The organism is Burkholderia sp. AU33545 (genome assembly GCF_020419685.1).
Taxonomy (GTDB): domain Bacteria; phylum Pseudomonadota; class Gammaproteobacteria; order Burkholderiales; family Burkholderiaceae; genus Burkholderia; species Burkholderia diffusa.
Genome location: NZ_JAIZRQ010000002.1, coordinates 246,612 through 272,143, shown reverse-complemented (window position 1 = coordinate 272,143; position 25,532 = coordinate 246,612). Strand labels below are relative to the sequence as shown.

Below are 25,532 nucleotides of genomic sequence, written 5' to 3'. Positions count from 1 at the left end.
GGCCGCTCACAGCGGCTGCGCCGCGCCCGCCTGCGCCAGCAGCGAAATCGCGGCCGGATCCGGCATTCCGTTCGAATCGATCGCGCCGGCCTTGGCCAGTGCGTCTAGATCGCTGTCGACGCCCGGCTGGCCGACCACGAACGGCGTCGTCAGGAAGGCCGGTGTCGACAGTGTGACCGAATAGCGCTGCTGCAGATTCGTCACGACCGCCGATTGCGCGGACTGCACCGCACCCGGGCTGCCCATTACGCTCTGGAAGTGCGCATTCCCCTGGAAATTGCCGATCAGCCCGGCCGTGTTGGTGCCGAGTTGCGCGGCGAGATAGACGAGCATCAGCTCGGTCTCGGGCGTCGTGTTGAAGGTGCCGCCCGCGTAGGCGAGCGAATGCAGGCTCGTGCCGCTAGACGCGACGGTGATCACGCACGGCAGCACGGCGTTGACCGTCACGCGGTAGTTGCCGCCGCCGTCGGTCAGCGTCGTCGCCGAGCCTTGTGCGCAACTGACCGTCACCGACGCGCTCGCGAGCGCGGCGCCCGTGGCGGCCGTGCCCGACAGCGCGATGGTCTGCGTGTTGGTGTTGTTGAAGCAGACGTCGACGCCGAAGCAGGCGTCGCCGTTGCAGCCTGCAAGTGCCGCGACGGCGGCGACGCAGGCGGTGCCCAGCGCGGGGCGGATGAAGCGCGGGTGGCGAAGGTTCATGGTCGCGGGCCTTTGGGCGAGTGAAGCAACCGGTGGGCGCCGGCGGGGCGGTGCCGCTCCTATTTTATGTCTCGAATCCGGGCGGTGCTTGCCCGTTTTCCTGACGGGACGCGGCCGAACGTGCCGGATCCTGAACCTTTCGATTCCCTTCGCAATTGGTTATGCTGCGGGACGATTAAAAAACGACGAGAGAACGCGCCGTTCCCGACGGAGCCGGTGCGCCGTTTCCGACATGAACCTGAAACGACTGATGGGGCGGTCAAGCCTCCCGGATTGCGAGGGCGATCCGGCATCGATGGCATGCACGCCCCGCGACGCGGTGCGACCCGCGCGTATCCGCGGCAAGGCCCGCATCGGCAACGCGGCGGTGGCCGCCGCGCTGCTGGCCGGCGCGGCGTTCCTTTGCGTCCCGGCCTTAGCCGCCCCGGCCGACGCCGGCGATGGCGCGATTCCGTCGGTAGCCAATGCGCCTTCGGCCTGCACGAACGTGGCTGCCGCAGCCTCCTATCCCGTGGCCCACGACCCCGAAGCGGCGCCGCCGCTGACAGGCCGCGTGACCGACATGACGGGCGTGCTCAGTGTCGCCTGTGCGTCCGAATTGACCGACCGTCTCGCCGATCTCGAGCGCCGGCTCGGCGTGCAGATGGCGATCCTGCTGGTCGGGTCGACCGGCCACGCGACCATCGAGCAGTTCGCGACCACGGTGTTCGAGAAATGGCGTCTCGGCGAGAGCAAGATCGACAACGGTTTGCTGCTGGTCGCCGCACTGAACGATCGCACCGTCCGGATCGAGGTCGGATACGGCCTCGAAGGCGCGATTCCGGACATCGTCGCAGGGCGAATCATCCGCGAGCGCATCGTGCCGGCGTTTCGCGAGAAGCGTATCGAAGCCGGCGTGAGCGATACGGTCGATGCACTGGTGCGGGAGATGACGCCGCCGCAAATGGCGGCGTCGGATAGCGCACTGCCCGACGAGGACGCTCGGCGCGCGGCGTCCGGCGATGCGAAGCGGCTGTCGAACGGCTTGCCGGAGACTCCCCCCGACGACGTCGGGAGCTTCCTGTTCTGGTTGCTGCTCGGCCTGACCGGCGTCACGCTGGGTGTCGTCACCGAATGGCGCAAGCTGCGTTGGCAGGTGATGTTGCCGGCCAGCTTCCTCGTCGCGACGATCGTGCCGGTTGCGATGTTGCCGGTCGGCGCGATTTTCAGAGGCGATCTGGAAGCGATCCTGGGTGCGCTGGCGATCGTCCCGACGAGCATCGGTGTCGGTGCGTGGCTGCTCGGTATCGGCGTCGTTCGCTCCGCACGCGTGCGCAAGAATACGGCGATCATCGGCGGGACGTTGCTGGCGTTGATCGGGATCGGGCATCTGATGGGATATTCGCCCGGCGAGGTTCTGGTGGCGGTCTTCTGCGTGGTGGTGGCGATCCTGTGGATCGTCGAAAAACTGACGGGCAGCGATGGGTCGTCATCCAGCTCCACGTCCTCGTCTTCGTCTTCGTCCTTCAATTGGCCATCGTCCGGCTCGGGCTCGTCCAGTTCCAGTTCCAGTTCGTCCGACTCATTCACCGGCGGTGGCGGCTCGAGCGGCGGCGGCGGGGCATCGGGCCGCTGGTAACCGCCATGCGCGGCGCGTGCGCGAACGTTTCTTTTCAACTTACCGCTCCAGCCGGAGCGTTCAACCGGAAGTCACAAACAATGAAATGGTTTCGAATCCTGCTCGTGTGCTGCGTGCTCGCGCCGCTCGCCGGTTGCGGCTACAACGCGATCCAGTCGTCGGATGAGGACGTTAACGCCGCGTGGTCGGAGGTGCTGAACCAGTATCAGCGTCGTGCCGACCTCGTGCCGAACCTTGCCGCGTCGGTGAAGGGCTACGCGTCGCACGAGGAACGCGTGCTGACCGAGGTGGCGTCGGCCCGCGCGCGCGTGGGTAGCGTGCAGATGACGCCGGAGATGGCAAAGGATCCCGCCGCGTTGGCGGCGTTCGATCAGCGGCAGGGTGAACTATCGGGCGCGCTGAGCCGGCTGATGGTGGTGTCGGAGCGATATCCGGAGCTGAAGGCGAACGAGGCGTTTCGCGACCTGCAGACGCAGCTCGAAGGCACCGAAAACCGCATCGCGGTCGCGCGCGGCCGCTATATCAAGACGGTGCAGCAGTACAACGTGCAGATCCGCCAGTTCCCGGGTGTCGTGATCGCGCGGATCTTCGGCTATCAGCCGCGCCCGAACTTCAGCGTCGCGAACGAATCCGCGATTTCGACCGCGCCCGTCATCGACTTCTCCAATCAGCCGCCGAAGACGAACGCAGCCGGCCAGTAAGCGGCCTGCCCGCGCACTCAGGGCTTGCGCGCGGCCGGCTTCGCGAACGCGCCGCGCACCTCGAAGCCGATCGCATCCGCCACGTTGCCGCGCGCGTCGACGAGTTCCAGCCGGTGCCTTCCCGGCCACGGCATCCACGCGAGGCGGTCGGCGTGCCCGATCACCTTGTCGTCGAGCCGCCACGCGAACCGCGCCGCATGCCCGGAAGACCGCTCGAACCAGATCCGCTGGTTCTTCGGCGGAATGTCCGGATCGATCGCGAAGATCGTGCCGTCGGTCGGCGCACCGATCGTCAGCGGTGCGCGCGCGCCGTTCTTGCCCGGCGTGACGGGCGCCGCGAGCCGGATCGTGTCGAGCGCCGTGCCCGCGATGAACCACTCGTCGCGCGACGGCTCGACGTCGCGCTCGAACGTGATGCGGCGCGTTTCGACACCGGCCGGCGGACGTGGCGCGCGGCTCGGCAAGTCGCGGTGCAGGTAGCCGACGACGGCCGACCACACGGGCGACGCGCCCGTCACCCCTGACACGTCCCACATTGGCGAGCCGTCCGCATTGCCGACCCACACGCCGACCGTATAGCGCGACGTGAAGCCGACCGTCCAGTTGTCGCGCATGTCCTTGCTCGTGCCGGTCTTCACCGCCGAGAAGAAGCGCGTCGCGAGCGGATTGTCGAAGCCGAACGTGCGCACGCGCGCGTTGTTGTCGGAGAGGATGTCGGTGACGACGAAGCTGGCTGCTTCGCTGAATACGCGCGTGCCGTTGTCCGTGCGCCCCGATCCCGATATGCCGGACGTGGGCGACGGCGCGGGCAAGTCGACGATCTTGCGCGCGACACCGCCGTTCGCGAGCGCGCGATACGCGTTGGTCAGCGACAGCAGCGTGACGTCCGCGCTGCCGAGCGCAAGGCTGAAGCCGTAGTAATCGCCTTCCTGCGCCAGCGGCAGGCCGAGCGCGGTCAGCGTGCGCGCGAAGCGGTGCGGCGTGACGAGCACGAGCGTGCGCACGGCCGGCACGTTCAGCGACCCGCCGAGCGCGCTGCGCACGCTCACCCAGCCCTTGAAATCCTTGTCGTAGTTCTGCGGAATGTAGAGTCCGCCACCGGCCGCGAGGTTGATCGGTGCGTCGTCGAGCAGCGATGCGGCGGTCAGCCGTTTCTCGTCGATCGCCTGCGCATAGAGGAACGGCTTGAGCGTCGAGCCGGCCTGGCGCGGCGCGAGCACGGCGTCGACGTCGCGCGCGCTCGACAGCGCCCCCGACGAACCGACCCATGCGCGAATCTCGCCGGTCGCGTTGTCGATCACGACGACCGCGCCGTCCTGCACGTTGCGCCGGTGCGCGGGCGCGTTGAGCTCGGTTAGCGCGCGCGTCAGCGTGTCGCGCGCGAAGCGCTGCAGCGGCGCATCGAGCGTCGTGCGCACCTGCGCGCCGGCCGCCGGTCTGACCTCGGCCGCGATGCGGCGCGCGAAGTGCGGGGCGAGGGCGGCGCCGTCGTCGCGCACGGCGTTGGCCGGGCGTGCGATCACGAGCTGCACGTAGCCGTCGAGCGATGCGCACGCCTGTTCCGCGTGCATGTCGCGCAGGATCCGGCACGCACGCTCGGCGACCTTCGCGCTTGCTGCGTTGGGAGCACGCACCAGCGCGGCCGCGATCGCGGCTTCACGCGCGTCGAGGCCGGACGGCGCCTTGCCGAACAGCACCTGCGACAGCGCGGCGAGCCCGACCGTCTCGCCGCGGAACGGCACGAGGTTCAGGTAGGCCTCGAGGATCTGGTCCTTGCGCCAGCCGCGCTCGAGCAGCAGCGCGTTCATCGCCTGCGTGGCCTTCTGCGGCAGCGAGCGCTGGCCTGAGCGGCGCGGCGAATCGCTGAGCAGCCCGGCGAGCTGCATCGTCACGGTCGACGCGCCGCGCGTGCGCTCGTTCCACAGATTGCCCCACGCCGCGCCGGCGATCCCGCGCCAGTCGACGCCGCTGTGTTCGTAGAAACGCTTGTCCTCGGACACGACGATCGCCTCGCGGAACGCGGGCGACACGTCGGCGAGCGATACCCAGTCGCCGCGCCGTTCGGTGAGGTCGACGCGCGTGCGCTGCAGCGGCGTGCCGTCGCGCGCGAGCAGCACCCAGTCGGAACTGCGCCAGTTGCGGCGCACGTCGTCGTAGCCGGGCAGCGCGTGCGCGACCAGCGGCGCGGCGAGCACGACGGCGACGAATACGCGGCCGGCGAAACGCACCGGCCGCGGCAATACACGATCGATCATCACGTACTCGTTACTTGCCCGCGTCGGCCGGCTTCACGGTCATCGGCGGGTTCGGCCACAGGCCATATACGGACGGCGCGTACAGCGCCTCGACGCGCGTCGGCGGCAGCCCGAAGGTGCCGACGTTGTTCAGCCGCACCGTGTATTCGACCGAGAGTTTGCCCTTCGGCAGATAGTCGTAATACGCGCGGTAGCCGTCGAAGTCGCGTTCGATGAACGCCGGCCACGCGCCGTCCGGGGATTTTTCGCCCTGCGTCGCGGCTTCGGAGTCGCGGCCGAGGCCGGAGCCGAGGATCGTCGCGCCGGACGGGATCGGATCGTTGACGACGACCCACGTCATGTCGCTCTGCGCATCGATGTCGAGATGCACGCGCACGACGTCGCCGCGCGTCAGCACGCCCTTGACGGCGGGCGACACGGGCGTGACCGTCTTCGTGATCCGGTAGCCGGCCGCGAACGGCGCGCGCAGCGGAACGGCCGCGAGGCTTTCGACGGTCGCCCACGGGCGGCCCGTTCCGTCCTGGATGACGGACAGCGTGGCCGGCGCCTGCGCCGCACGCGGCCACGGCATCAGCACGCTGCGCGCGGCGGCGGCGCGGGTCGCGGCGGTGGCCGACGCGGGGGCGTCGGCGGGCGCCGGCGGCTGCGACCAGGAAATCGCGCGCTCGTTGCCGCCGAGCGCGACCTTCGTCGTGCCCGCCACCGGCGTGCTCTCGTAGGTGCGCGAGAAGCGTTCGATCGCGAGCTGGCCGAGCGCGTTCGACGTCGTCGTCTGCCATGCGCCCTGGCGTTGCAGCGCGAGGAGGCCGGTCGCGATGCGCGGCATCTCGTCCTTCCACGCCGGGTCGCCCGCGAATTCCAGCGCGAGACGCGCGGCGTTGGTCTCGTTGCTCGTCATCAGCCACCACAGATCGTCGTCGCGCGCGGTCGAGAACACGAGCTGCGTGCCCTGGTACGTGAGGCGCGCACGCAGGATCTGCTCGACCTGCGCGCGTTTCTCGTCACGCTGCGGGATGTCCTTCACACGCGTGAGGATCGCGTGATAGTCGATCACCGCCGACGTCGGCCACTGGTTCGGTGCGATCTCGATCGAACCGAGCATGCGGCCCTGCGCTGCACCGTAACGCGACAGCGCCTCGATCGCGGCGAGCTTGCGCAGATCGCGATCCTGGCGCGGCGCCCACGCGTTGCGCTCGATGCGGCCATCGACGAAGCGTGCGAGCCCGGCCTCGAGCTGCGTGCGCAGGTCTTCCGGCAGCGCGAAGCGCGCGTCGAGGCGTGCGGCCTCGTCGGCGACCACGAGCAGGTAAGACGACAGCGTCGGGCTGCCGTAGTGTGCATCGTCGGACGACGGTGGGAAGTAGCTCGCGAGGCCATCGCTGTCGAGGTACACGGGCATGCGTGCAACCAGCGCCTGCCATTGCGCGGCGTCGTGCAGGCCGATCGCGCGCGACGTCTGCTGTTCGAGGCAGCGATACGGATAGCGCTCGAACCAGCGCCGCACGCCGGGCAGGCCGTCGGCGAGCTTCGACTGCAGCGACACGGCGATGCCGCCGCGCGGCGCGCCCTGTGCGTTGTTGACGGCGCCGGCCGGAGCCGACACGGGCACCGTCAGCGTGCCGTCGACCTGCGTGAGCGTGGCCTGCTGCACGGTGACCGGCAGCGCGGGCACGACCTTCTGCGCGACGGCCAGCGCATCGGACGCGCGCTTGCCACCTTGCTCGGCCGCCTCGATGCGCCAGTTCAATGCGCCGGCCGCGTCGAGCGCCTGCTCGGGCACGGTGATCGTCCATGCAACCTCCGTCGCCGCATTGGCCGCGAGCGACACGGTTTGCGGCGCGACGTCGAGGCCCGTCACGCGCGGCGTCACGACGACCTGCATCGCGCGGTCGGTCGTGTTGCGCAGCGTGACCTGCGCGCGGAACGCATCGCCTTCACGCACGAGCGGCGGCAGTCCGGAGATCAGTTGCAGATCCTGGGTGCTGCGAATCGACGTGCTGCCGGTGCCGAAGCGATCGGGGCCGACCGCCGCGATCGCGACGATCCGGAAGCGCGTGAGCGCGTCGTTCAGCGGCACTTCGACGGTCGCGCTGCCGTTCGCGTCGAGCGTCACGCGCGGGTTCCACAGCAGCAGCGTGTCGAACAGCTCGCGTGTCGGCGAGCTGCCGCCGCCGCCGCCCGCCGGCACGGCCTTGCGGCCGAAGTGGCGGCGGCCGACGATTTCCATCTGCGCGGTGGCCGTCTCGACACCGTACGCGCGTCGCTGCAGCATCGCGTCGAGCAGGTCCCAGCTGTTGTTCGGCATCAGCTCGAGCAGCGCCTCGTCGACGGCCGCGACCGCGATCTGCGTGCCGGCTGGCGCCGGCTGGCCGTTCGGCAGCGTGACCTTCACGTGCGCCTGCGCCTTGCTGCGCACCGTGTACCGCGTCGCGTCCGTCGTCACGGACACGCCGAGACGATGCACGCCCGTGCCGACCTTGATCTCGCCGAGGCCATAGCGGAACGCGGGCTTCGACAAATCGACGAACGCGGTCGGCGCTTCATAGTGACGGCCTTCGCGCCAGAACGCGCGGGCCCATTCGACCGGCGCCTTCCAGCCCCAGGTGAAGAACGAGTACCACGGCACTTCGCGAATTCGGCCGCGCAACGCGAGCACCGACACGTACACGTTCGGCCCCCACGATTCGCCGACCTTCAGGTCGACGGTCGGGTTCTTGCCGTTGAGTTCGACGATGTGCGTTTCCATCACGCCGCCGCGTTCGACCGCGACGAGCGCGGTTGCGTAGCGGAACGGCATGCGAACCTGGAAGCGGGCCGTTTCGCCCGCCTCGTAGGACGTCTTTTCCGGGATCACGTCGATCCGGTCGGTGTTGTCGCCGCCGAACCAGAGTTCGTCCTCGCGCGTGACCCAGACGGACGTCGACGCATTCGACGTGCGGCCGTCGCCGTCCTTCGCGACCGCGATCAACTGGACGTTGCCGGCCTGTTCGAGCGTCGCGTCGCAGGCCATGCGGCCCTTGTCGTCGGTCTTGCCCGAGCACAGCACGCCGAGGTCGCGCGTGTCGCTCTTGTTGTCGTATGCGTAGAAGCCGCCGACCATCCGCTTGCGCGACGACGTCGTGATGTGCGCGACGCCCTTGATCTCGACCGCCACCGATGCGCGCGGCTTGCCCTGCAGGTCGACCGCGAGCGCCTGCACGGGCACGCGCTGGCCGACCGACACCCAGCGGCCGGCCTTGATGCCGGCCACGACCGCGGCCGGCCACAGGATCGTGTCGCCGCGGATCGTCTGCACTTCGCCGTTCGGGTCCGCGAACGTCGCCTCGAGCGCGATGCGCTTTGGCGCGTCGACGTCGGGCAGGCCCTTGAGCGTGACGGTGCCCGCGCCGTTGCGGTCGAGCGTCAGCGGCAGCTTGTCCGCGATCAACCGGGTCGCGTCGGGATCGTTGTTCGCGGCCGATGCGCTGTCGCCGTCCTGCGCATCGTCGTCGGCATTGCCGTCGCTGCGCTCCGGACGATACGGCGTGAAGCTGAAGTCCTCGAAGCGATCCGCGAACGGCGGCGACGCCCACTTCATCAGCGCCGACACCTGCACGGGCAGGTTCGATGCGCCGCCGCCCGACACGTAGTCGATCTGCACCGCGAGCGGCGCTTCCTTGACCGCGACGAGCGGGCTCTTCTGCGCGTCGCGCGCGCCGATCGACCCCTTGAGCACCGGCAGGCGGAATGCCTCGACACGGAAGCTGCCGCTGTAGTAGCTGGCGGTCGGTGCATCGTCGGGGCCGCCTTCGAGCGAGACGCTGTATTCGCCGAGCTTCGCCGCGGGCGGCAGCGTGAATCGCGTGTCGGCGCTGTGGTCGGCGGACCACGTGAGCGGCAGCTTGTAGGTCTGGTCGGAGCCGAGGTGGCGGATCGTCACGCGCGTCGGGTATTGCGCCGGAAACGCGAGGCTCTGCAGCGTCTCGGTGCGCAGGAAGTGTTTCATCGACACGGTTTCGCCGGCACGCAGCAGCGTGCGGTCGAATACGGTATGCGCGCGCACGGTCGGCGCGCTGTCGGTGTCGGTCGGCACGTTGAAGCGCCACGATTCGATCCCGCGGTTCCAGTTCGAGCTGACGAACGCCATGTCCGGGCCGGTCCTGGGATCGTCGACGCGCGCCGACACGAAGTAGTCGTCGAAGCGCTCCGACTGGCTGCATTCGTGCTTCGGCTCGAATGCACCGTCGATCTTCAGCAGGCCGTGCACATCGGTCTTGCCGGACGCGATTTCGTCTCCGTTGCAATCCGACACGCGGATTCGCGCGTTCGGCACGGGCTTGCCCTTGTCGAGCGTCGTGACCCACACGAGGTTGTTCTCGCGGCCCTGTTTCAGATGCACGCCGAGGTTCGTGACGAGCACGGTGGTACGTACGTACATGCTCGACGGCTTCGCGAGCAGCGAGCGGCCGAGCGCGGGCGACGCGAGTTCGAGCACGTAGAAGCCGGGTTTTTCGATCGGCACGCCGACGACCTCGAACGGACGCAGCGCCTTCGGATCGGCCTTCGGCAACGTCAGTGCCTGCGCACCCGGCTCTCCGGCGAGCAGCGACAGCGAGCGCACGTCGATGCGACGGTTCTGCGGCGCGGGCATCTTTTCGCCGGCCTGGAGCGGCACGTAGACGGGGTGCTGGCCCTTGCGACGGAGCAGGCCCGGGATGCGCTCGTCGATCGTGCCGGCCGTCATCGACCAGTTGTCGAAGCGCTCGACGGTGCGCATCCATTGACGAATCGCGGTGTCGTCGTCGACTTTCAGGTTCGAGAATTGCGCGCCGCTCGTGTTGAGGCCCGCGACATGCAGGTCGGCCTCGACGTTGCGCAGTGTGACGGGCACGAGCGCAGGCGTATCCGGTTCGGCGAAACGCTCGACGATCCCGAAGGTGCCCGACGAGAATTTCGCGAGCGGCGGCATCGGCGCGGTGCGCGTTGCGAGCGGGAACAGGTCTGCGTTCGCGAGCGCGCGGTCGGTCACGTCGTGCAGGCCGGACGGCAGCTCGATCGTCAGGTTCTCCTGCGCGGGCAGCGGCGGGTTGAAGGTGACGGTCGTCACTTCGTCGCTGTGATCGTCGGCCGCGAAGGTCGGTGAAAGCGAACCGTCAGGGCCGCGCAGCTTGATCGCCTCGGCGTTCTTGCGCGAGATCGGCGCATTGAACGACAGCGTGAGCGGACGCAGCGGCGTGCAGGGCGCCTTCGCATTTTCGCGCTCGCACGAGAAGCTCGCGGCGAACGGCGCGCGCACGGTGAAGTCGAAGCGGCGCTCGGTGTCGTTCGCGATGCCGCTCGGGCTCGCGACGCCCTTGCCGTAGACGAGTTGCATCTTCGCGCTCGCGGGCAGCGCCTGCGCGCACGACAGCGTCAGCACGCGCGCGGCGTCCTTCTTCAGCCCGAAGTGGTCGAGCAGCGCGTTGCGGGTATCGTCGTCGGCGGCCGTGACGGGGATGCGGTTGCCGATGCCGACCGCTTCGCACCAGATGTTCGCGAGCGCGGAGCGCGGCTCGGCCGGGCCGTTCAGCTTCAGCACGAAAACCTGGCGCTCCTCGATCTCGCGCGAGCCGGGGCGCACCGTCACAGGGAACGGGCCGCCGGTCTGAAACGTGAAGCGGCGCGGGCCGCTGACCGCATTGCCGGCGACCGAGCGCAGCGTGTCGTTGAGCGCGACGGAGCAGCGCACGCCGGGCGGCAGGTCGTTCTCGAAATCGTAGACCCACGTCTTGTCGTCGAGCCAGTGTCCCTGGCCGCGTGCGGCGGTGGAGTCGTTGCAGGTCATGCGCGCGGGACTCGGCGCGGAGGCGGAACCGAACGCGACCATCGGTTCGTCGAACTTGACGACGCTTTGCCGCACTTCGGTGACGGTGCCTTGCGGCGACACGCTCACCGTGCGTGCGGCGCCCGCATGCAGCGACAGTGCCGCGGCAGCGCCGAGCGCCGTGACCGCGCCGATGCGCCAGAGCAGCCGTTTGGTGTGACGGGTTGAATTCGTATTGTTGTGCTTGTCGTGCTGCTTCATCGCTCGATGCCCTCGGAGGGAAGCTTTCTGTTTGATTGCACGCGATTCTAACCGACGCGCATGTGAGCGGATGAATGGAGACGGCGTGTCGCCGGCTTGCGACACGCCGGCATTCCGAAGCAGAATTGTCGCGTCGACGACACAAAAATGCAGCGAAATGTCGATTGTCTCGGATTGCGGAACATTTATTGGACTATAAAAGCATTGTCCAATTCGAATTGTGCGCGTACATTTCAGGGCCGCGCGAAAGTTTGAGAAATATCAAGCGTGGTTTTCCCGAATCCGGTGTTCGAGAGAAGGAAACATGCACAACGACAACACCCCCCACTCGCGTCGCGATCGCGACGCAGCCGCATCCGGCATCACGCGGCGTCAATGGCTGCAGGGCGCACTGGCGCTGACGGCGGCAGGCCTCACCGGCTCGCTGGCGTTGCGAGCCTTGGCCGATAATCCCGGCGCCGCGCCGCTCGATACGTTCATGACGCTCTCCGAAGCACTGACAGGCAAGAAAGGGCTGAGCCGCGTGCTCGGCGACCGCTTCCTGCAGGCCTTGCAGAAGGGCTCGTTCAAGACCGCCGACGGTCTGTCGCAACTCGCCGGCGCGCTCGCATCCGGTTCATTGAGTCCCGATCAGCAGGCCTCCGCGCTGTCGATTCTCGAAGCGTGGTATCTCGGCATCGTCGACAACGTCGTGATTACGTACGAGGAAGCATTAATGTTCAGCGTCGTATCCGATACGCTCGTGATTCCTTCGTATTGCCCCAACAAACCCGGCTTCTGGGCCGAAAAACCGATCGAGAGGCAAGCCTGATGGCCGATACCGATACGCAAAAAGCCGACGTCGTGGTCGTCGGATCCGGTGTCGCAGGCGCGATCGTCGCGCACCAGCTTGCCATGGCCGGCAAGTCGGTGATCCTGCTCGAGGCAGGCCCGCGCATGCCGCGCTGGGAAATCGTCGAACGCTTCCGCAACCAGCCCGACAAGACGGACTTCATGGCGCCGTACCCGTCGAGCCCGTGGGCGCCGCATCCGGAATACGGCCCGCCGAACGACTACCTGGTCCTGAAGGGCGAGCACAAGTTCAACTCGCAGTACATCCGCGCGGTGGGCGGTACGACGTGGCACTGGGCTGCGTCGGCGTGGCGCTTCATCCCGAACGACTTCAAGATGAAGACCGTGTACGGCGTCGGTCGCGACTGGCCGATCCAGTACGACGACCTCGAGCATTACTACCAGCGCGCGGAGGAAGAACTCGGCGTGTGGGGCCCCGGCCCCGAGGAGGACCTGTACTCGCCGCGCAAGCAGCCGTATCCGATGCCGCCGCTGCCGTTGTCGTTCAACGAGCAGACGATCAAGAGCGCGCTCAACGGCCATGACCCGAAGTTCCACGTGGTGACCGAACCGGTCGCGCGCAACAGCCGTCCGTACGACGGCCGGCCAACCTGTTGCGGGAACAACAACTGCATGCCGATCTGCCCGATCGGTGCGATGTACAACGGCATCGTGCACGTCGAGAAGGCCGAGCAGGCCGGCGCAAAGCTGATCGACAGCGCGGTCGTCTACAAGCTCGAGACGGGTCCGGACAAGCGCATCGTCGCCGCGATCTACAAGGACAAGACGGGCGCCGACCATCGCGTCGAGGGCAAGTATTTCGTGGTCGCCGCGAACGGCATCGAGACGCCGAAGATCCTGCTGATGTCGGCGAACCGCGACTTCCCGAACGGTGTCGCGAACAGCTCCGACATGGTCGGGCGCAACCTGATGGACCACCCGGGCACGGGTGTGTCGTTCTATGCGAGCGAGAAGCTGTGGCCGGGTCGCGGCCCGCAGGAAATGACGTCGCTGATCGGTTTCCGCGACGGTCCGTTCCGCGCGACCGAAGCCGCGAAGAAGATCCATCTGTCGAACATGTCGCGCATCAATCAGGAGACGCAGAAGATCTTCAAGGCCGGCAAGCTGATGAAGTCCGACGAGCTCGACGCGCAGATCCGCGATCGTTCGGCCCGCTACGTGCAGTTCGACTGCTTCCACGAAATCCTGCCGCAGCCCGAGAACCGCATCGTGCCGAGCAAGACCGCCACCGACGCGATCGGCATTCCGCGCCCGGAAATCACCTATGCGATCGACGACTACGTGAAGCGCGGCGCCGTGCACACGCGCGAAGTCTATGCGACCGCGGCGCAGGTGCTGGGCGGCACGGACGTCGTGTTCAACGACGAGTTCGCGCCGAACAACCACATCACGGGCGCGACGATCATGGGCGCGGATGCACGCGACTCGGTCGTCGACAAGGACTGCCGCACGTTCGACCATCCGAACCTGTTCATCTCGAGCAGTTCGACGATGCCGACCGTCGGTACGGTGAACGTGACGCTGACGATCGCGGCGCTGGCGCTGCGGATGTCGGACACGCTGAAGAAGGAAGTCTGACCGTGCGGAAATCTACTCTCACCTTCCTCCTCGCTGGCTGCCTCGCGCTGCCGGGCCTCGTGCGCGCGGCCGACTCGGCCGATCCCGCGCAGATCAAGCGCGGCGAATATCTCGCGGTCGCGGGCGACTGCATGGCCTGCCACACCGCGAAGGGCGGCAAGCCGTTCGCCGGCGGCCTCGGCATGCCGGTGCCGATGCTCGGCAAGATCTATACGAGCAACATCACGCCCGACCCGGACACCGGCATCGGCAACTGGACGTTCGACGACTTCGAGCGCGCGGTGCGTCACGGCGTGTCGAAGAACGGCAACAACCTGTACCCGGCGATGCCTTACGTGTCGTACGCGAAGATCAACGACGACGACGTGCAGGCGCTGTATGCGTACTTCATGCACGGTGTCGAACCGGTCAAGCAGACGCCGCCGAAGAACGAGATTCCCGCGCTGCTGAGCATGCGCTGGCCGCTGAAGATCTGGAACTGGCTGTTCCTGAAGGACGGCGCGTACGCGCCGAAGCCGACGCAGAGCGCCGAGTGGAACCGCGGCGCGTACCTGGTGCAGGGCCTCGCGCACTGCAGCACGTGCCACACGCCGCGCGGCATCGCGATGCAGGAGAAGTCGCTCGACGAGACGGGCGGCAGCTTCCTGTCGGGTTCGGTCCTCGCGGGCTGGGACGGCTACAACATCACGTCCGACCCGAACGCGGGGATCGGCGGCTGGACGCAGCAGCAACTCGTCCAGTACCTGCGTACCGGCAGCGTGCCGGGCCTCGCGCAGGCGGCCGGTCCGATGGCCGAGGCGGTCGAGCACAGCTTCTCGAAGATGACCGACGCCGACATCGGCGCGATCGCGACGTATATCCGCACGGTGCCGGCGGTGGCCAGCGGCGACGCGAAGCAGTCGCGCTCGTCGTGGGGCAAGCCGGCGGAAGACGGCCTGAAGCTGCGCGGCGTGGCGCTCGCGTCGTCGGGCATCGATCCGGCGCGGCTGTATCTCGGCAACTGCGCGACGTGCCACCAGATGCAGGGCAAGGGCACGCCGGACGGCTATTACCCGTCGCTGTTCCACAACTCGACGGTGGGTGCGTCGAATCCGGCGAATCTGGTGCAGGTGATCCTGAACGGCGTGCAGCGCAAGGCCGGCAGCGAGGACGTCGGCATGCCCGCGTTCCGCAACGAGCTGTCGGATGCGCAGATCGCCGCGCTGGCGAACTACCTGACCGGCCAGTTCGGCAATCCGGCCGCGAAGGTGACCGAGCAGGACGTCGCGAAGGCGCGTTGACGCCGGACGCGACGCGGCACGAAGCAGGGCAACACTGACAAGAGGAGGCGCACAGCACATCGGGCGGACCCCGATGCCGGTTGTTGCAGAGCGGGGCGGGCGGCCGGCAGCCGCCCGTTCCGGTTCACAGGCAATCCGGTGCGCGCGGTTCGCGCACTGCTTTCGTTGATCACACCATGACACCGAATCAACCGTTTCTCGCTTCCCAGCGCGATGTGCTGCTGCTGCTGTCCCGAATCCTGCTCGTGATCCTGTTCGTGATGTTCGGCTGGAAGAAGATCGTCGACTTCTCCGGTACGATCGCGTTCATGGGAAGCGAGGGTGCGCCTGCACCGATCGTTTCGGCGGCAATCTCCGTCGTGATGGAGCTGTTCGCCGGCATCGCGATCCTCGTCGGTTTCCAGACGCGGCCGCTCGCGCTGCTGCTTGCGCTGTATGCGATCGGCACCGGCTTGATCGGCCACCACTACTGGACGATGACGGGCGGCGAGCAGATGAACAACATGATTCATTTCTACAAGAACATCGCGATCTCGGGCGGCCTGCTCGCGCTCTGCGCGGCGGGCCCCGGACGTTTTTCGATCGATCGCGGGTAAACGGATCGCCGGCGCGCGCATGGGGCGCGTGTCGGACGGTCGGGACTCCGAGGGGGCAACATTTTGCGACTCAAACATTTCGCATGGCTGATCGTGGCCGCCACGCCGGCGGCCGCGTTCGCACAGACAAGCGTGACGCTGTACGGCCGGATCGACGGCGGCGTCGAATACCTGAACCACATCGCGACGCCCAACGGCAGCTCGACGCGCTGGAGCGCGGAAGGCGGCGACTGGGGCACCAGCATGTTCGGCCTGAAAGGCGTCGAGGATCTCGGCGGCGGGATGTCGACGGTCTTCAACCTGGAAACCGCGTTTCAGGTGATGAACGGCACGACGGGCGGCGGACGCATGTGGTCGCGCCGCGCGTATGTCGGGCTGAAGAGCGACACGTGGGGCCAGTTGCAGGCCGGCCGCAACCTGTTCATCGACAGTGATGGCGTGTGGGAATTCGATCCGTTCGTGCAGCAGGCGTTTTCGTCCGCATCGCTCGTGCGCGGGCGCAACTGGCAGCAGAGCAGCAACAACATCGAATATCACAGCCCGGTGATCGGCGGCTTCGACGTGCAGGCGCAATATGCGTTCGGCAACCAGTCGCGCGGCTTCAACTACGGCGCGGCCGACGACTTCGGCCGCTCGGACGGGATCATGATCTCGTACCACTCGCCGGTGCTCGACGTGCGCGGCATCTACGACGAGCTGCGCGACAACAACGGCAAGTTCAGCAATATCTTCACCGCGTCGCGCGAGTATTTCGTCGGCGCGAACGTGAAGGTGTCGAAGTTCAAGATCCAGGGCGCGTATACGCACTACCAGGCGCCGGATAGCCCGGCGGGCGTCGCCGATCGCGCCGATCACTACTGGCTCGGCGCGACCTACACGGCAACGCCGCAGTGGGCCGTGACGGGCGGCGGGTATTACGTGAAGGTCGGTGACGGCGGCGGCGATGCGTCGCACGATCCGTCGGGGCACGCGATCATGTACGTGCTCGGTACGACGTACAACCTGTCGAAGCGCACGTTCCTGTACGGGACGGTCGCGTATGTGCGCAACGGCGGCAACTCGAACTTCTCGCTGCTCGCGTCGCCGCGCGACGCGACGTCGGGCACGAGCCCGATGACGGGCGAGTCGCAGACGGGCGCGTATGTCGGGATGATGCATACGTTCTGATCGAGGCGTAGCGCACGCAAGGCACGGGTGACGGTGGCCCGTGCCTTGTTGCGTTTACGGCGACGGACGGTCCTCCGGCGCTGCCGGTTCATGTGAGCAGTGTCGATCACACAAAAGGAAAGACCCCGCCGAAACCGGCGGGGTCGGTGGATCGACGACGTTGCGGCCGCGCACGTGCCGCGCATCGCCTGTCAGTTAATCGAGTGCCTTCCCGGCCTTCTCGTCCATGCAGCGAATGGCGAGCAGCGTCATCGCACCACAGCCGATCGCATACCACGCGGGTGCGTTCGGGTTGCCGGTCGCCGCGATCAGCCAGGTCACGAAAAACTGCGCGAAGCCGCCGAAGATCGCGACGCCGACGCTGTAGACGAGCGCACCGCCGGTCGCCCGAACCGCACGCGGGAACAGCTCGCCGAGCATCGCACCGGTCGCGCCGATGTTGATCGCGTGCACGACAGACAGCGCGGCGATGATCGACAGCAGCGACGCGGCGCCTGGCCACCGGTTCAGCGCGACGAACGCGGGGTAGATCGCGGCCATCAGCACGATGCGCGTCCACCAGACGATTCGGTTGCGCCCGTAGACGTCGGACAGGTGGCCGCCGATCGGCGTCACCAGCATCAGGATGGCGCCGGCGACGCAGCCTGCCGTCATCGACAGCCAGGTCGGAAGATGCAGCACCTGCACGCCGTAGATCGCCATGTAGAACACGATGATGTAGTGGATCGACGTGCCGCCGATCGTCACGCCGAGGCCCGCGAACACGGCCTTGCCGTGGTGGCGCAGCACGTCGGCGAGCGGCAGCGACGCGACCGGCTCGTCGTGCGTGGCGGCGTGCGCGGCAGCCGGCACTTCCTCGACGGTCTTGCGCAGCCAGTAGCCGAGCGGTACGAACAGCGTGCCGATGATGAACGGCACGCGCCAGCCCCAGCTTTCGAGCTGCGCGGCATTGAGCGTCGACGTGAGCGCGACGCCGGTCAGCGCGCCGGCGAGCGCGGCGAGCCCCTGGCTCGAGAACTGGAACGACGCGTAGAAGCCGCGGCGGTGCTGCGGTGCCTGTTCGAGCAGCAGCGTCGTCGACGCGCCGACTTCGCCGCCCGATGCGAACCCCTGCAGCAGGCGTGCGAGCACGAGCAGCAGCGGCGCGGCGATGCCGATCTGCGCGAAGGTCGGCGCGACCGCGATCGTCGCGGTGCCGAGCGCCATCAGCAAGAGCGTCAGGATCATCGCCTTCTTGCGGCCGGCGCGGTCGGCATACATGCCGATCACGAGGCCGCCGAGCGGACGCGTGACGAAGCCGACGCCGAAGCTCGCGACCGCGAGCATCAGCTGCCCGAACGACGAGTGGACCGGAAAGAACAGCTTGCCGATCAGGATGGCGAAGAAGCTGTAGACCGTGAAGTCGTAGAACTCGAGCGCGTTGCCGACCGCGGCGGCCGCGATCAGGCGGCGTTTCTTCGCGGCGGCGCGGGCATCGGCCGGCGACCCGGCGAACGGAAGGGCGGACGTTTCCATGGGGTTCCCCTGCTAAAGCGCGAAACTGCGTGATGAAGGGCCGTCAGGCCGCGAGCCAGGCTTCGGCGACGCGGACCCAGTAGCTCGCGCCGATCGCGAGGATGTCGTCGTTGAAGTCGTAGCCGGGGTTGTGCACCATGCAGCCGCCCTTGCTGCCGATCCCGTTGCCGATGAACGCATAGCAGCCGGGGCGCGCCTCGAGCATGAACGCGAAGTCCTCGCTGCCCATCAGCGGCGCGGCCTCGGTCTCGACACGCTCGGCGCCGAGCATCCGGCGCGCGATGTCGGCTGCAAACGCGGTGGGTTCGGGATGGTTGACGAGCACCGGGTAGCCGTAGTCGTAATCCACTTCCGCGGTGAGGCCGAAGCTTTCTGCCTGGCCCTTCGCGAGCGCTTCGATGCGGCGGGCGAGCAGCGCGCGCACGTCGGCGTTCAGCGCGCGCACCGACAGCTTCATCACGACGGTTTCGGGAATGATGTTGAAGGTCTCGCCGGCCTGCACGCTGCCGACCGTGATCACGGCCGCATGCTGCGCATCGACCTCGCGCGCGACGATCGTCTGCAGCGCGACCATGATGCTGCCCGCGGCCGACATCGGATCGCGTGCGAAGTGCGGCATCGCCCCGTGACCGCCGACGCCGCGCAGCGTGATCGTCACGCGGTCGGCCGACGCCATCGCGGCGCCGGCGCGGAATGCCATGTCGCCGGCGGCGCGGCCCGGCATGTTGTGGATCGCGAAGATCGCATCGCACGGGAAGCGGTCGAACAGGCCGTCGTCCATCATCGATTTCGCGCCACCGAAGTTTTCCTCGGCTGGCTGGAAGATCAGGTTCAGCGTGCCGGAGAACTGGCGCGTCGCGGCCAGGTGACGCGCCGCGCACAGCAGCATCGCGGTGTGGCCGTCGTGGCCGCATGCATGCATCTTGTTCGCATGGCGGCTCGCGTAGGGCAGGCCGGTGGCCTCGGCGAGCGGCAGCGCGTCCATGTCGGCGCGCAGGCCGACGGTGCGCGTGCCTTGTCCTTCGCGCAGCACGCCGACGACGCCCGTCTTGCCTATGCCGCGATGCACTTCGTAGCCCCAGCCGGTGAGCAGTTCCGCGACGAGATCGCTCGTCAGCGTTTCCTCGAACGCGAGTTCCGGGTGCGCATGGATGCGGCGGCGCACTTCGATGAGGTCTGGGGCGATCGCGGCGATGCCGGGGATGACGGGGTTCACGGCTTGCAGCATGGTGTCTCCTGTGGGGCCGGTGGACGTTTGACGCGCATATGACGGTAAAGGATATAAATTTCTTTTGCGCACCAGAAGCTGCTAAATTGCTTTGGTGCACACCACCGGTTGCCGCTCGGGAATACCCTGAGCCTGCATGCGCCGCGCTGCACGGGGGTTTCCACGAATCACGCATGCCGCCATGAAATACCATCAGTTGAAAGCGTTCGTCACCGTCGCGGACGAAGGGAGCATCCGAGCGGCCGCGCGGCGCCTGAACGTGTCGCCGGCGGCGTTGACGAAGGCGGTCAAGGAACTGGAGATCGCGCTCGGCGTGTCGCTCGTCGTGCGCACCGCGCGCGGCGTGCAGCTCACGGCGTTCGGCCAGCAGTTGCAGGTGCGCGCGCGGCTGATCGTCGCCGAGATGCAGCGTGCGCGCGACGACATCGAGCAGGCGCAGGGCGCGATGACGGGCTCGGTCGCGGCGGCGATCACGCCGGCCGCCGCGGTGACGATCCTGCCCGACGCGTTTCGCGCGTTCCGGCGGCGCTTTCCGGTCGCGCGCGTCAATCTGATCGAAGGGTTTCCGGGCGTCGCGCTGCCGCGGCTGCACGACGGATCCCTCGATTTCGCGGTGGCCGTCGTCGTGCCCGAACTGCTGGCGGCCGAGTTCGATCACGCGGAACTCTATGCGAGCCGATCATTGATCGTCGCGCGCAAGGGGCATCCACTCGCGTCGGCCACGTCGCTCGCCGATCTCGTCGAGGCCGACTGGCTGATGAATCCGTCGCCGGAAAGCTCGACCCAGGTGCTGTTCAACACGTTCATCGCATACGGGCTGCCGGTGCCGCAGCGGGTCGTCGAATGCCCGAGCTTCGGCCTCGCGCACAGCCTGATGACGGGCTGCGACCTGATCGCGTCGATGCCCGAACAGCTGCTGCAAGGGGAGTGGGCGCGCGACCAGCTCGTGGTGCTGCCGATCCGCGAGCGGCTGCCCGGCGTGTCCGTGCAGGTCGTCACGCGCCGCGACAGTCCGCTCACGCCGGCTGCGGCAATGCTGCTCGACTGCCTGCGCGATTCCGCGCGACGCAAGGGGCTCCGTTGAGCATGCTCCATGCGGGCCACACAATGCATCGAATAGTGATCCTGATTATTGGTCGCACGCCTAGGATCGGCCCCGCTTGCGGCACGCCCGCCGCGAGCCGGTATCATAGCGGCCGGCCTGCCGCCCCGGCCGGCTTCCGACAACACGCCATCCGGCATCCAGCAATCAGAGGCATCACATGACCAGTGCAACCCAATTCGACAACGTATCGGTCGTCAAGCGCGCGAACGTCTATTTCGACGGCAAGTGCGTGTCGCATACCGTGCTCTTCCCGGACGGCACGCGCAAGACGCTCGGCGTGATCCTGCCGTGCGCGCTCAACTTCGGCACGGACGCGCCCGAATTGATGGAAGTGCAGGCCGGCAAGTGCCGCGTGAAGCTCGACGGCAGCAGCGACTGGCAGACCTACGGCGCCGGCGAATCGTTCTCGGTGCCGGGCAAGAGCCGCTTCGACATCGAAGTGCTCGAGACGCTCGACTACGTCTGCAGCTACCTGTAAGCGCGCAAGCACGGTCGCGACGCGTGCGTGCGGCCCGTGCGCCCACACAAAAAAGCCCCGCCTAGGCGGGGCTTGTCGCATGCGGACGGCGCAACGCCGTCCGGCGCGGGGCTTACAGGCAGGCGCTGATGTCGCCGGCGGCAGCCGCGTCGCCGCGCACGCCGACCCACGTCTTCGCGTCCGGCTTCGACGACGGGCGAACCATCGCGGCCACGCCGTTCGGCGGCTGCTGGCCCGGTGCGTAGACATCGGTCGCGAGGCCGTTCGCGAGCACGTTCTGCGAGATCACCTGCTGTTGCGACTTGTCGGCCCAGGTCTTGGCGATGCACGCCGAGACGTCCGGGGCGGCCTTCTGGCTTTGTCCCACGTTCTGCACGGCCGGATCGGCCGCGTGAGCAGAAATTGCCACGGTCAATGCGATGAGCGGTAAGTATTTCACGTTCACGTTTTATCTCCCTCGAGTCGTGATTGATTGAGTGGGATGCGCAGCAGAACTGCGTGCCTGTGAGATTGCATCGGACAAATGCGGTTCCGGCGATTCCGAAACAAGTTGTTAACGCGCTTGCCAAACGGCACTCCGGATGCAATGCGTTCTGTCGCGCGGCGGCATGCGTCGTGCGCGGTCCGTGTGGAGACGCGACAACGACGTCATGCGTCGTGAGGTCGGCTCGCTGCCCTGAGGTGTGGCGGATTGACGGCCGCGGCGTGCTGCATGTGTCTGCATGTCGCGCCGCGACGCTTCTTTATTGGATGACGATGTGGAACGGCTGAATGATGGCCCCGTCGCATGAGTACCATGATGACAAACTTTCGTCCGATCGATTGTCAACGAAGTTTAAACGCCGGACGCGGCGGCGCGCGCGGTGCGTATCAGCCCGCCTTGCGCATACCTGCGTCGCGCAGGTTGACGGGTACGACCGGACGGAAGCGTTCGCGCTTCTGTTCGTCGTCGAAGTGCTGGAGCGCGGGCTTGATCAAGTCGCTGCGCGACACGATGCCGATGATGCGCAGCGATTGCGGATCGTCGACGACCGGCAGGCGTTCAAGGCCGAGCATCGCGAGCCGCGATGCGACCACGCGGCACGTTTCGTGCGCCTGCGCGACGGCCGGCACATGCTCGGCGAACGCGTTCGCGACCACGCCGCCGGGACCGGCCTGCGCGCGCTGCGCGTCGAGCGTCGCGCGATCGACGATGCCGAGCAGGCGGCCGTTCTGCACGACCGGGTATGCACGGTGTGTCTGCTTTACGCCGAAGTACTGCGACTCGACCGCGTCGAGCGTCATGGCCCCGTCGATCGCGACGAGTGCGTCGGCCGAGGTCATCACTTCGGCCACGTCATGGCGTTCGAGCGGATCGACGCCGTATTCGCGGTAGATGTGATACCCGCGGCGCGCGATCTTTTCCGTCATGATCGAACGCTTCATCACGACGGTCGCGAAGCCGTGTGCGACGAGCGTCGCGGCGAGCAGCGGCAGCAGTGCGTTCGCGTCGTGCGTGAGGCCGAACGCGAACACGATCGCGGTCAGCGGCGCGCCGAGCGTCGCGCCGAGCGTCGCGGCCATGCAGACGAGCGGCCAGAGTGCCGGATCGCCGCCGGGCAGCACCGGCGACAGCACGGTGCCGAGGCCGGCGCCGAGCATCAGCAGCGGGGCCAGCACGCCTCCCGACGTGCCGGAGCCGAGCGCGATCACCCACATCACGGCCTTCACGATCAGCAGCGCGAGCGCGATCTTCAGCGCGATGTGCTGGTGCAGCAGGTCGCCGATCACGTCGTAGCCGACGCCGAGCGCGCGCGGCTCGAGCCAGCCGCCGACGCCGATCACGATCGCGCCGAGCGCCGGCCACCACATCCAGTGCACAGGCAGCTTCGCGAAGGCGTCCTCGACGCGGTACAGCGCGGCCGACAGGCCGCACGCGAGCATGCCGGACAGCAGGCCCGCGACGATGCACGACAGCAGAGCGACGGGCGTCGGCGATGCGGTGGCCAGCGGAAACAGCGGGCCGACACCGAAGAACACGGCGCGGGCGAAACCGGCCACCGCGCACGCGAGCGCGACCGGCAGGAAACTGCGCGGACGCCATTCGAACAGCAGCAGTTCGACCGCGAGCAGCACGGCGGCGACCGGCGTGCCGAACACGGCGGTCATGCCGGCGGCCGCGCCCGCGACGAGCAGCGTCTTGCGTTCGGCCGCGGTCACGTGCACACATTGCGCGATCAGCGAGCCGAGCGCGCCGCCCGTCATGATGATCGGGCCCTCGGCACCGAACGGGCCGCCGCTTCCGATCACGACGCCGGACGACAGCGGCTTGAGGATCGCAACCTTCGGCGACATGCGGCTCTTGCCGAACAGGATCGCCTCGATCGCTTCGGGAATGCCGTGGCCGCGGATCTTCTCCGAACCGAAGCGTGCCATCAACCCGACGATCAGCCCGCCGATCACCGGCACGACGATCACCCACGCGCCGAGCGTGTTGTGGGCGGGCGAGCGGTCGGCGAACGAGAACTGCTGGAAGAAGAACAGGTTCGTGAATAGGTGGATCAGGCTCAACAGCACGAACGCCGCCAGCGTGCTGAGCACGCCGATCCCGGCAGCCAGCAATGCTATTCTGGGCAGGCGTTCGTTGGTCGAGAAATCGCGTTTGTGTGGTGCGTTCATCGGAGCAGGGAAAGGTTGGTCAAGCCTGGGTCAATAATCGATCTGCGGAACCTGGAACGTGCCCTTGAGCGATTTCAGTTCCGTGCGGTGCATGGCCGCGAGGCGGGCGAGCAGCGTTTCGCCGGCTTCCTCGAGGTGGACCTCGACCTGCCGGCGGTCCGCTTCGCTCGTCTTGCGCTTCACGAGCCCGAGCGCCTCGCAGCGCGTCACCAGCGCGACGACGCCGTGATGCTGCGCCTGCAGGCGTTCGGCGAGTTCGCCGATGGTGGCCCATTCGCGATGCGGGTAGCCCTTGATGTGCAGCAGCAGCAGATACTGCAGCGGCGTCACGCCTTCGCTTTGCGCGGCGCGTTCGGAGAAGCGCTCGAAGCGGCGCATCTGGTAGCGGAACTCGGACAGTTGCTGGAAATCGGCTTTGGTCAGCGAGCGTCGGGTATCGGTCATTGCGGTCGGTCGGGCAGGAGTTTCGGCAACGTGAAATATATCACAATATGATATAAATGGACGATTTTCAGCGGAATGGAGCACATTTCGTTGTTCGTCGGCGTTACGCGGCCTCGAGCATCCGCGTCTGCTGGTACAGGCCCGTGACGAGATCCGTCTGCGTAATGATGCCGACGAGCCGTCGCGATGCGTCGACGACCGGGATGTGGTGGTGGCCCGAATGTGTAAACAGCGGCACCAGCGCGGTGATCGGCATGGTCTGCGGCACGGACGCGACGTCGGGGGTCATCACTGTCGCGACGCTGGGCGGCTGGCCGCCGAACGACTGCGGCAGCCGCGCGGCCAGCTGCTGCCACAGCGGAGCGGGGCGGCGCAGCTGGCGCGTGAGGTCGGCGCGCGTGACGATGCCGATCAGGCGATCGTCGCCGTCCACGACGGGCAGTGCCTTCACGCGATGGCGGTCGAGCAGCGTCAGCGCCGCCGTCACCGAGGTCGACGGGGCGACTTCGATCGCGTTCTTCGTCATCAGGTCGGCGCACGTGAGCTGGCTGAACGTGCGCGCATACGCTTGCATCTCGGTTTCGCGCAGCAGCATCTCGAGGTCGTCCGGATCGACGTCGAGCCATTCGCCGCGGCGCTTCAGCACGGCGTCGAGATCGGCGCGCGTGAAGCCGCCGCGTGCCGGCGCGGCGTTGGCGCCTTGCGGCTTCGCGTCGGGACGCACGCCGCCGTGCGGATAGCGGTGGCCTGTCAGCGCGTGGTACACGAGCGCGGCCGACAGCAGGATCGCCGATTGCAGCGCGATCGGCTCGACCACGAAGCCGAAGCCGAGCGAGTGGATCGCGGGGCCGCCGAGCACGGCCGTCAGCGCGACCGCGCCCGACGGCGGGTGCACGCAGCGCAGTACGAACATGCCGCCGATCGCGAGGGCGACCGCAACCGCGGCGGCCGTGATCGGATCGGCGATCGACTGCGCACACGCGACGCCGACGGTCGCCGCCACCAGGTTGCCGCCGATGATCGACCACGGCTGCGCGAGCGGACTCGCGGGCACCGCGAACAGCAGCACCGCCGACGCCCCCATCGGCGCGACGAGCAGCGGCACGAGGCCCGGCACGCCGGGCAGCAGCCGCATCGTGACGCCGACCGTCGCGATGCCGACGAGCGCGCCCGTGCACGAGCGCATGCGCTCGCGCCAGCCGAGCGTCATCGGATGGGGAATGAAGCTGTGCAGCCATTGGCGGAATGTGCGGCGCGACGGGGAGGAGCCTGACGACATGGACGATAAGCGGTAAAAATGACGACGCGGATGACG

The 25,532-nt window shown here is 67.7% G+C and carries 18 protein-coding genes; 9 read left to right on the top strand and 9 right to left on the bottom strand.

The window, feature by feature from the left end; all coding sequences use genetic code 11:
* Positions 1-6 precede the first annotated feature (6 nt).
* The gene (locus LGM71_RS07070) at positions 7-699 is read right to left on the bottom strand and encodes a hypothetical protein (protein WP_124904169.1); all 693 of its coding nucleotides are present in this window, start codon (positions 697-699) and stop codon (positions 7-9) included.
* 88 nt (positions 700-787) lie between these two features.
* Here LGM71_RS07070 and LGM71_RS07065 point away from each other — a divergent pair, with 88 nt between their 5' ends.
* Positions 788-2,317 carry a TPM domain-containing protein gene (locus LGM71_RS07065; RefSeq protein WP_226114407.1) on the top strand — a complete coding sequence of 510 codons (1,530 nt, stop codon included), beginning with the start codon at positions 788-790 and terminating at the stop codon, positions 2,315-2,317.
* 80 nt (positions 2,318-2,397) lie between these two features.
* Entirely contained in the window at positions 2,398-3,018 is a 621-nt protein-coding gene (locus LGM71_RS07060) for a LemA family protein (RefSeq protein ID WP_059607227.1), read from the top strand.
* A gap of 17 nt (positions 3,019-3,035) precedes the next feature.
* On the opposite strand, the gene pbpC is transcribed toward LGM71_RS07060, so the two are convergent.
* Positions 3,036-5,273 carry a penicillin-binding protein 1C gene (gene pbpC / locus LGM71_RS07055; protein WP_226114399.1) on the bottom strand — a complete coding sequence of 746 codons (2,238 nt, stop codon included), beginning with the start codon at positions 5,271-5,273 and terminating at the stop codon, positions 3,036-3,038.
* 10 nt (positions 5,274-5,283) lie between these two features.
* Entirely contained in the window at positions 5,284-11,316 is a 6,033-nt protein-coding gene (locus tag LGM71_RS07050) for an alpha-2-macroglobulin family protein (protein WP_226114398.1), read from the bottom strand.
* Between the two features lie 304 nt (positions 11,317-11,620).
* On the opposite strand from LGM71_RS07050, the gene LGM71_RS07045 reads away from it, so the two are divergent.
* The 5 genes from LGM71_RS07045 to LGM71_RS07025 all read left to right on the top strand — a co-directional run bounded on the left by LGM71_RS07045 (position 11,621) and on the right by LGM71_RS07025 (position 16,789).
* Positions 11,621-12,127 (top strand): sugar dehydrogenase complex small subunit, encoded by a 507-nt coding sequence (locus LGM71_RS07045; RefSeq protein WP_124623025.1) that lies wholly within the window; start codon positions 11,621-11,623, stop codon positions 12,125-12,127.
* Positions 12,127-13,746: a GMC family oxidoreductase gene (locus LGM71_RS07040; protein ID WP_059607234.1), complete on the top strand. Its 1,620-nt coding sequence runs from the start codon at positions 12,127-12,129 to the stop codon at positions 13,744-13,746. Before LGM71_RS07045 ends, LGM71_RS07040 begins: the two co-directional genes overlap by 1 nt.
* Before the next feature lie 2 nt (positions 13,747-13,748).
* Positions 13,749-15,026, top strand: a complete 1,278-nt coding sequence (locus LGM71_RS07035; RefSeq protein WP_124623021.1) for a cytochrome c — start codon at positions 13,749-13,751, stop codon at positions 15,024-15,026.
* Positions 15,027-15,202: 176 nt separating this feature from the next.
* Positions 15,203-15,622, top strand: coding sequence for a DoxX family protein (locus LGM71_RS07030; RefSeq protein WP_174910266.1), 420 nt, complete (start codon positions 15,203-15,205; stop codon positions 15,620-15,622).
* Positions 15,623-15,685: 63 nt separating this feature from the next.
* Positions 15,686-16,789, top strand: coding sequence for a porin (locus LGM71_RS07025; protein ID WP_059533872.1), 1,104 nt, complete (start codon positions 15,686-15,688; stop codon positions 16,787-16,789).
* Between the two features lie 195 nt (positions 16,790-16,984).
* On the opposite strand, the gene LGM71_RS07020 is transcribed toward LGM71_RS07025, so the two are convergent.
* Positions 16,985-18,304 carry an MFS transporter gene (locus LGM71_RS07020; RefSeq protein ID WP_226114396.1) on the bottom strand — a complete coding sequence of 440 codons (1,320 nt, stop codon included), beginning with the start codon at positions 18,302-18,304 and terminating at the stop codon, positions 16,985-16,987.
* 43 nt (positions 18,305-18,347) lie between these two features.
* A complete protein-coding gene (locus tag LGM71_RS07015) occupies positions 18,348-19,532 on the bottom strand; it encodes a M20 aminoacylase family protein (protein ID WP_226114390.1) in 1,185 nt (394 codons plus the stop codon).
* 181 nt (positions 19,533-19,713) lie between these two features.
* On the opposite strand from LGM71_RS07015, the gene LGM71_RS07010 reads away from it, so the two are divergent.
* Entirely contained in the window at positions 19,714-20,616 is a 903-nt protein-coding gene (locus LGM71_RS07010; RefSeq protein WP_059607242.1) for a LysR substrate-binding domain-containing protein, read from the top strand.
* Between the two features lie 178 nt (positions 20,617-20,794).
* Positions 20,795-21,115 carry a pyrimidine/purine nucleoside phosphorylase gene (locus LGM71_RS07005; RefSeq protein WP_124623015.1) on the top strand — a complete coding sequence of 107 codons (321 nt, stop codon included), beginning with the start codon at positions 20,795-20,797 and terminating at the stop codon, positions 21,113-21,115.
* 112 nt (positions 21,116-21,227) lie between these two features.
* On the opposite strand, the gene LGM71_RS07000 is transcribed toward LGM71_RS07005, so the two are convergent.
* The 4 genes from LGM71_RS07000 to LGM71_RS06985 form a co-directional block, all read right to left on the bottom strand.
* Positions 21,228-21,560 carry a hypothetical protein gene (locus tag LGM71_RS07000; protein ID WP_174919636.1) on the bottom strand — a complete coding sequence of 111 codons (333 nt, stop codon included), beginning with the start codon at positions 21,558-21,560 and terminating at the stop codon, positions 21,228-21,230.
* 425 nt (positions 21,561-21,985) lie between these two features.
* Positions 21,986-23,773: a chloride channel protein gene (locus LGM71_RS06995; RefSeq protein ID WP_226114389.1), complete on the bottom strand. Its 1,788-nt coding sequence runs from the start codon at positions 23,771-23,773 to the stop codon at positions 21,986-21,988.
* 30 nt (positions 23,774-23,803) lie between these two features.
* Positions 23,804-24,217, bottom strand: a complete 414-nt coding sequence (locus LGM71_RS06990) for a MarR family winged helix-turn-helix transcriptional regulator (protein WP_059607248.1) — start codon at positions 24,215-24,217, stop codon at positions 23,804-23,806.
* Positions 24,218-24,320: 103 nt separating this feature from the next.
* Positions 24,321-25,496, bottom strand: a complete 1,176-nt coding sequence (locus tag LGM71_RS06985; protein WP_226114388.1) for an HPP family protein — start codon at positions 25,494-25,496, stop codon at positions 24,321-24,323.
* Between the last annotated feature and the right edge of the window lie 36 nt (positions 25,497-25,532).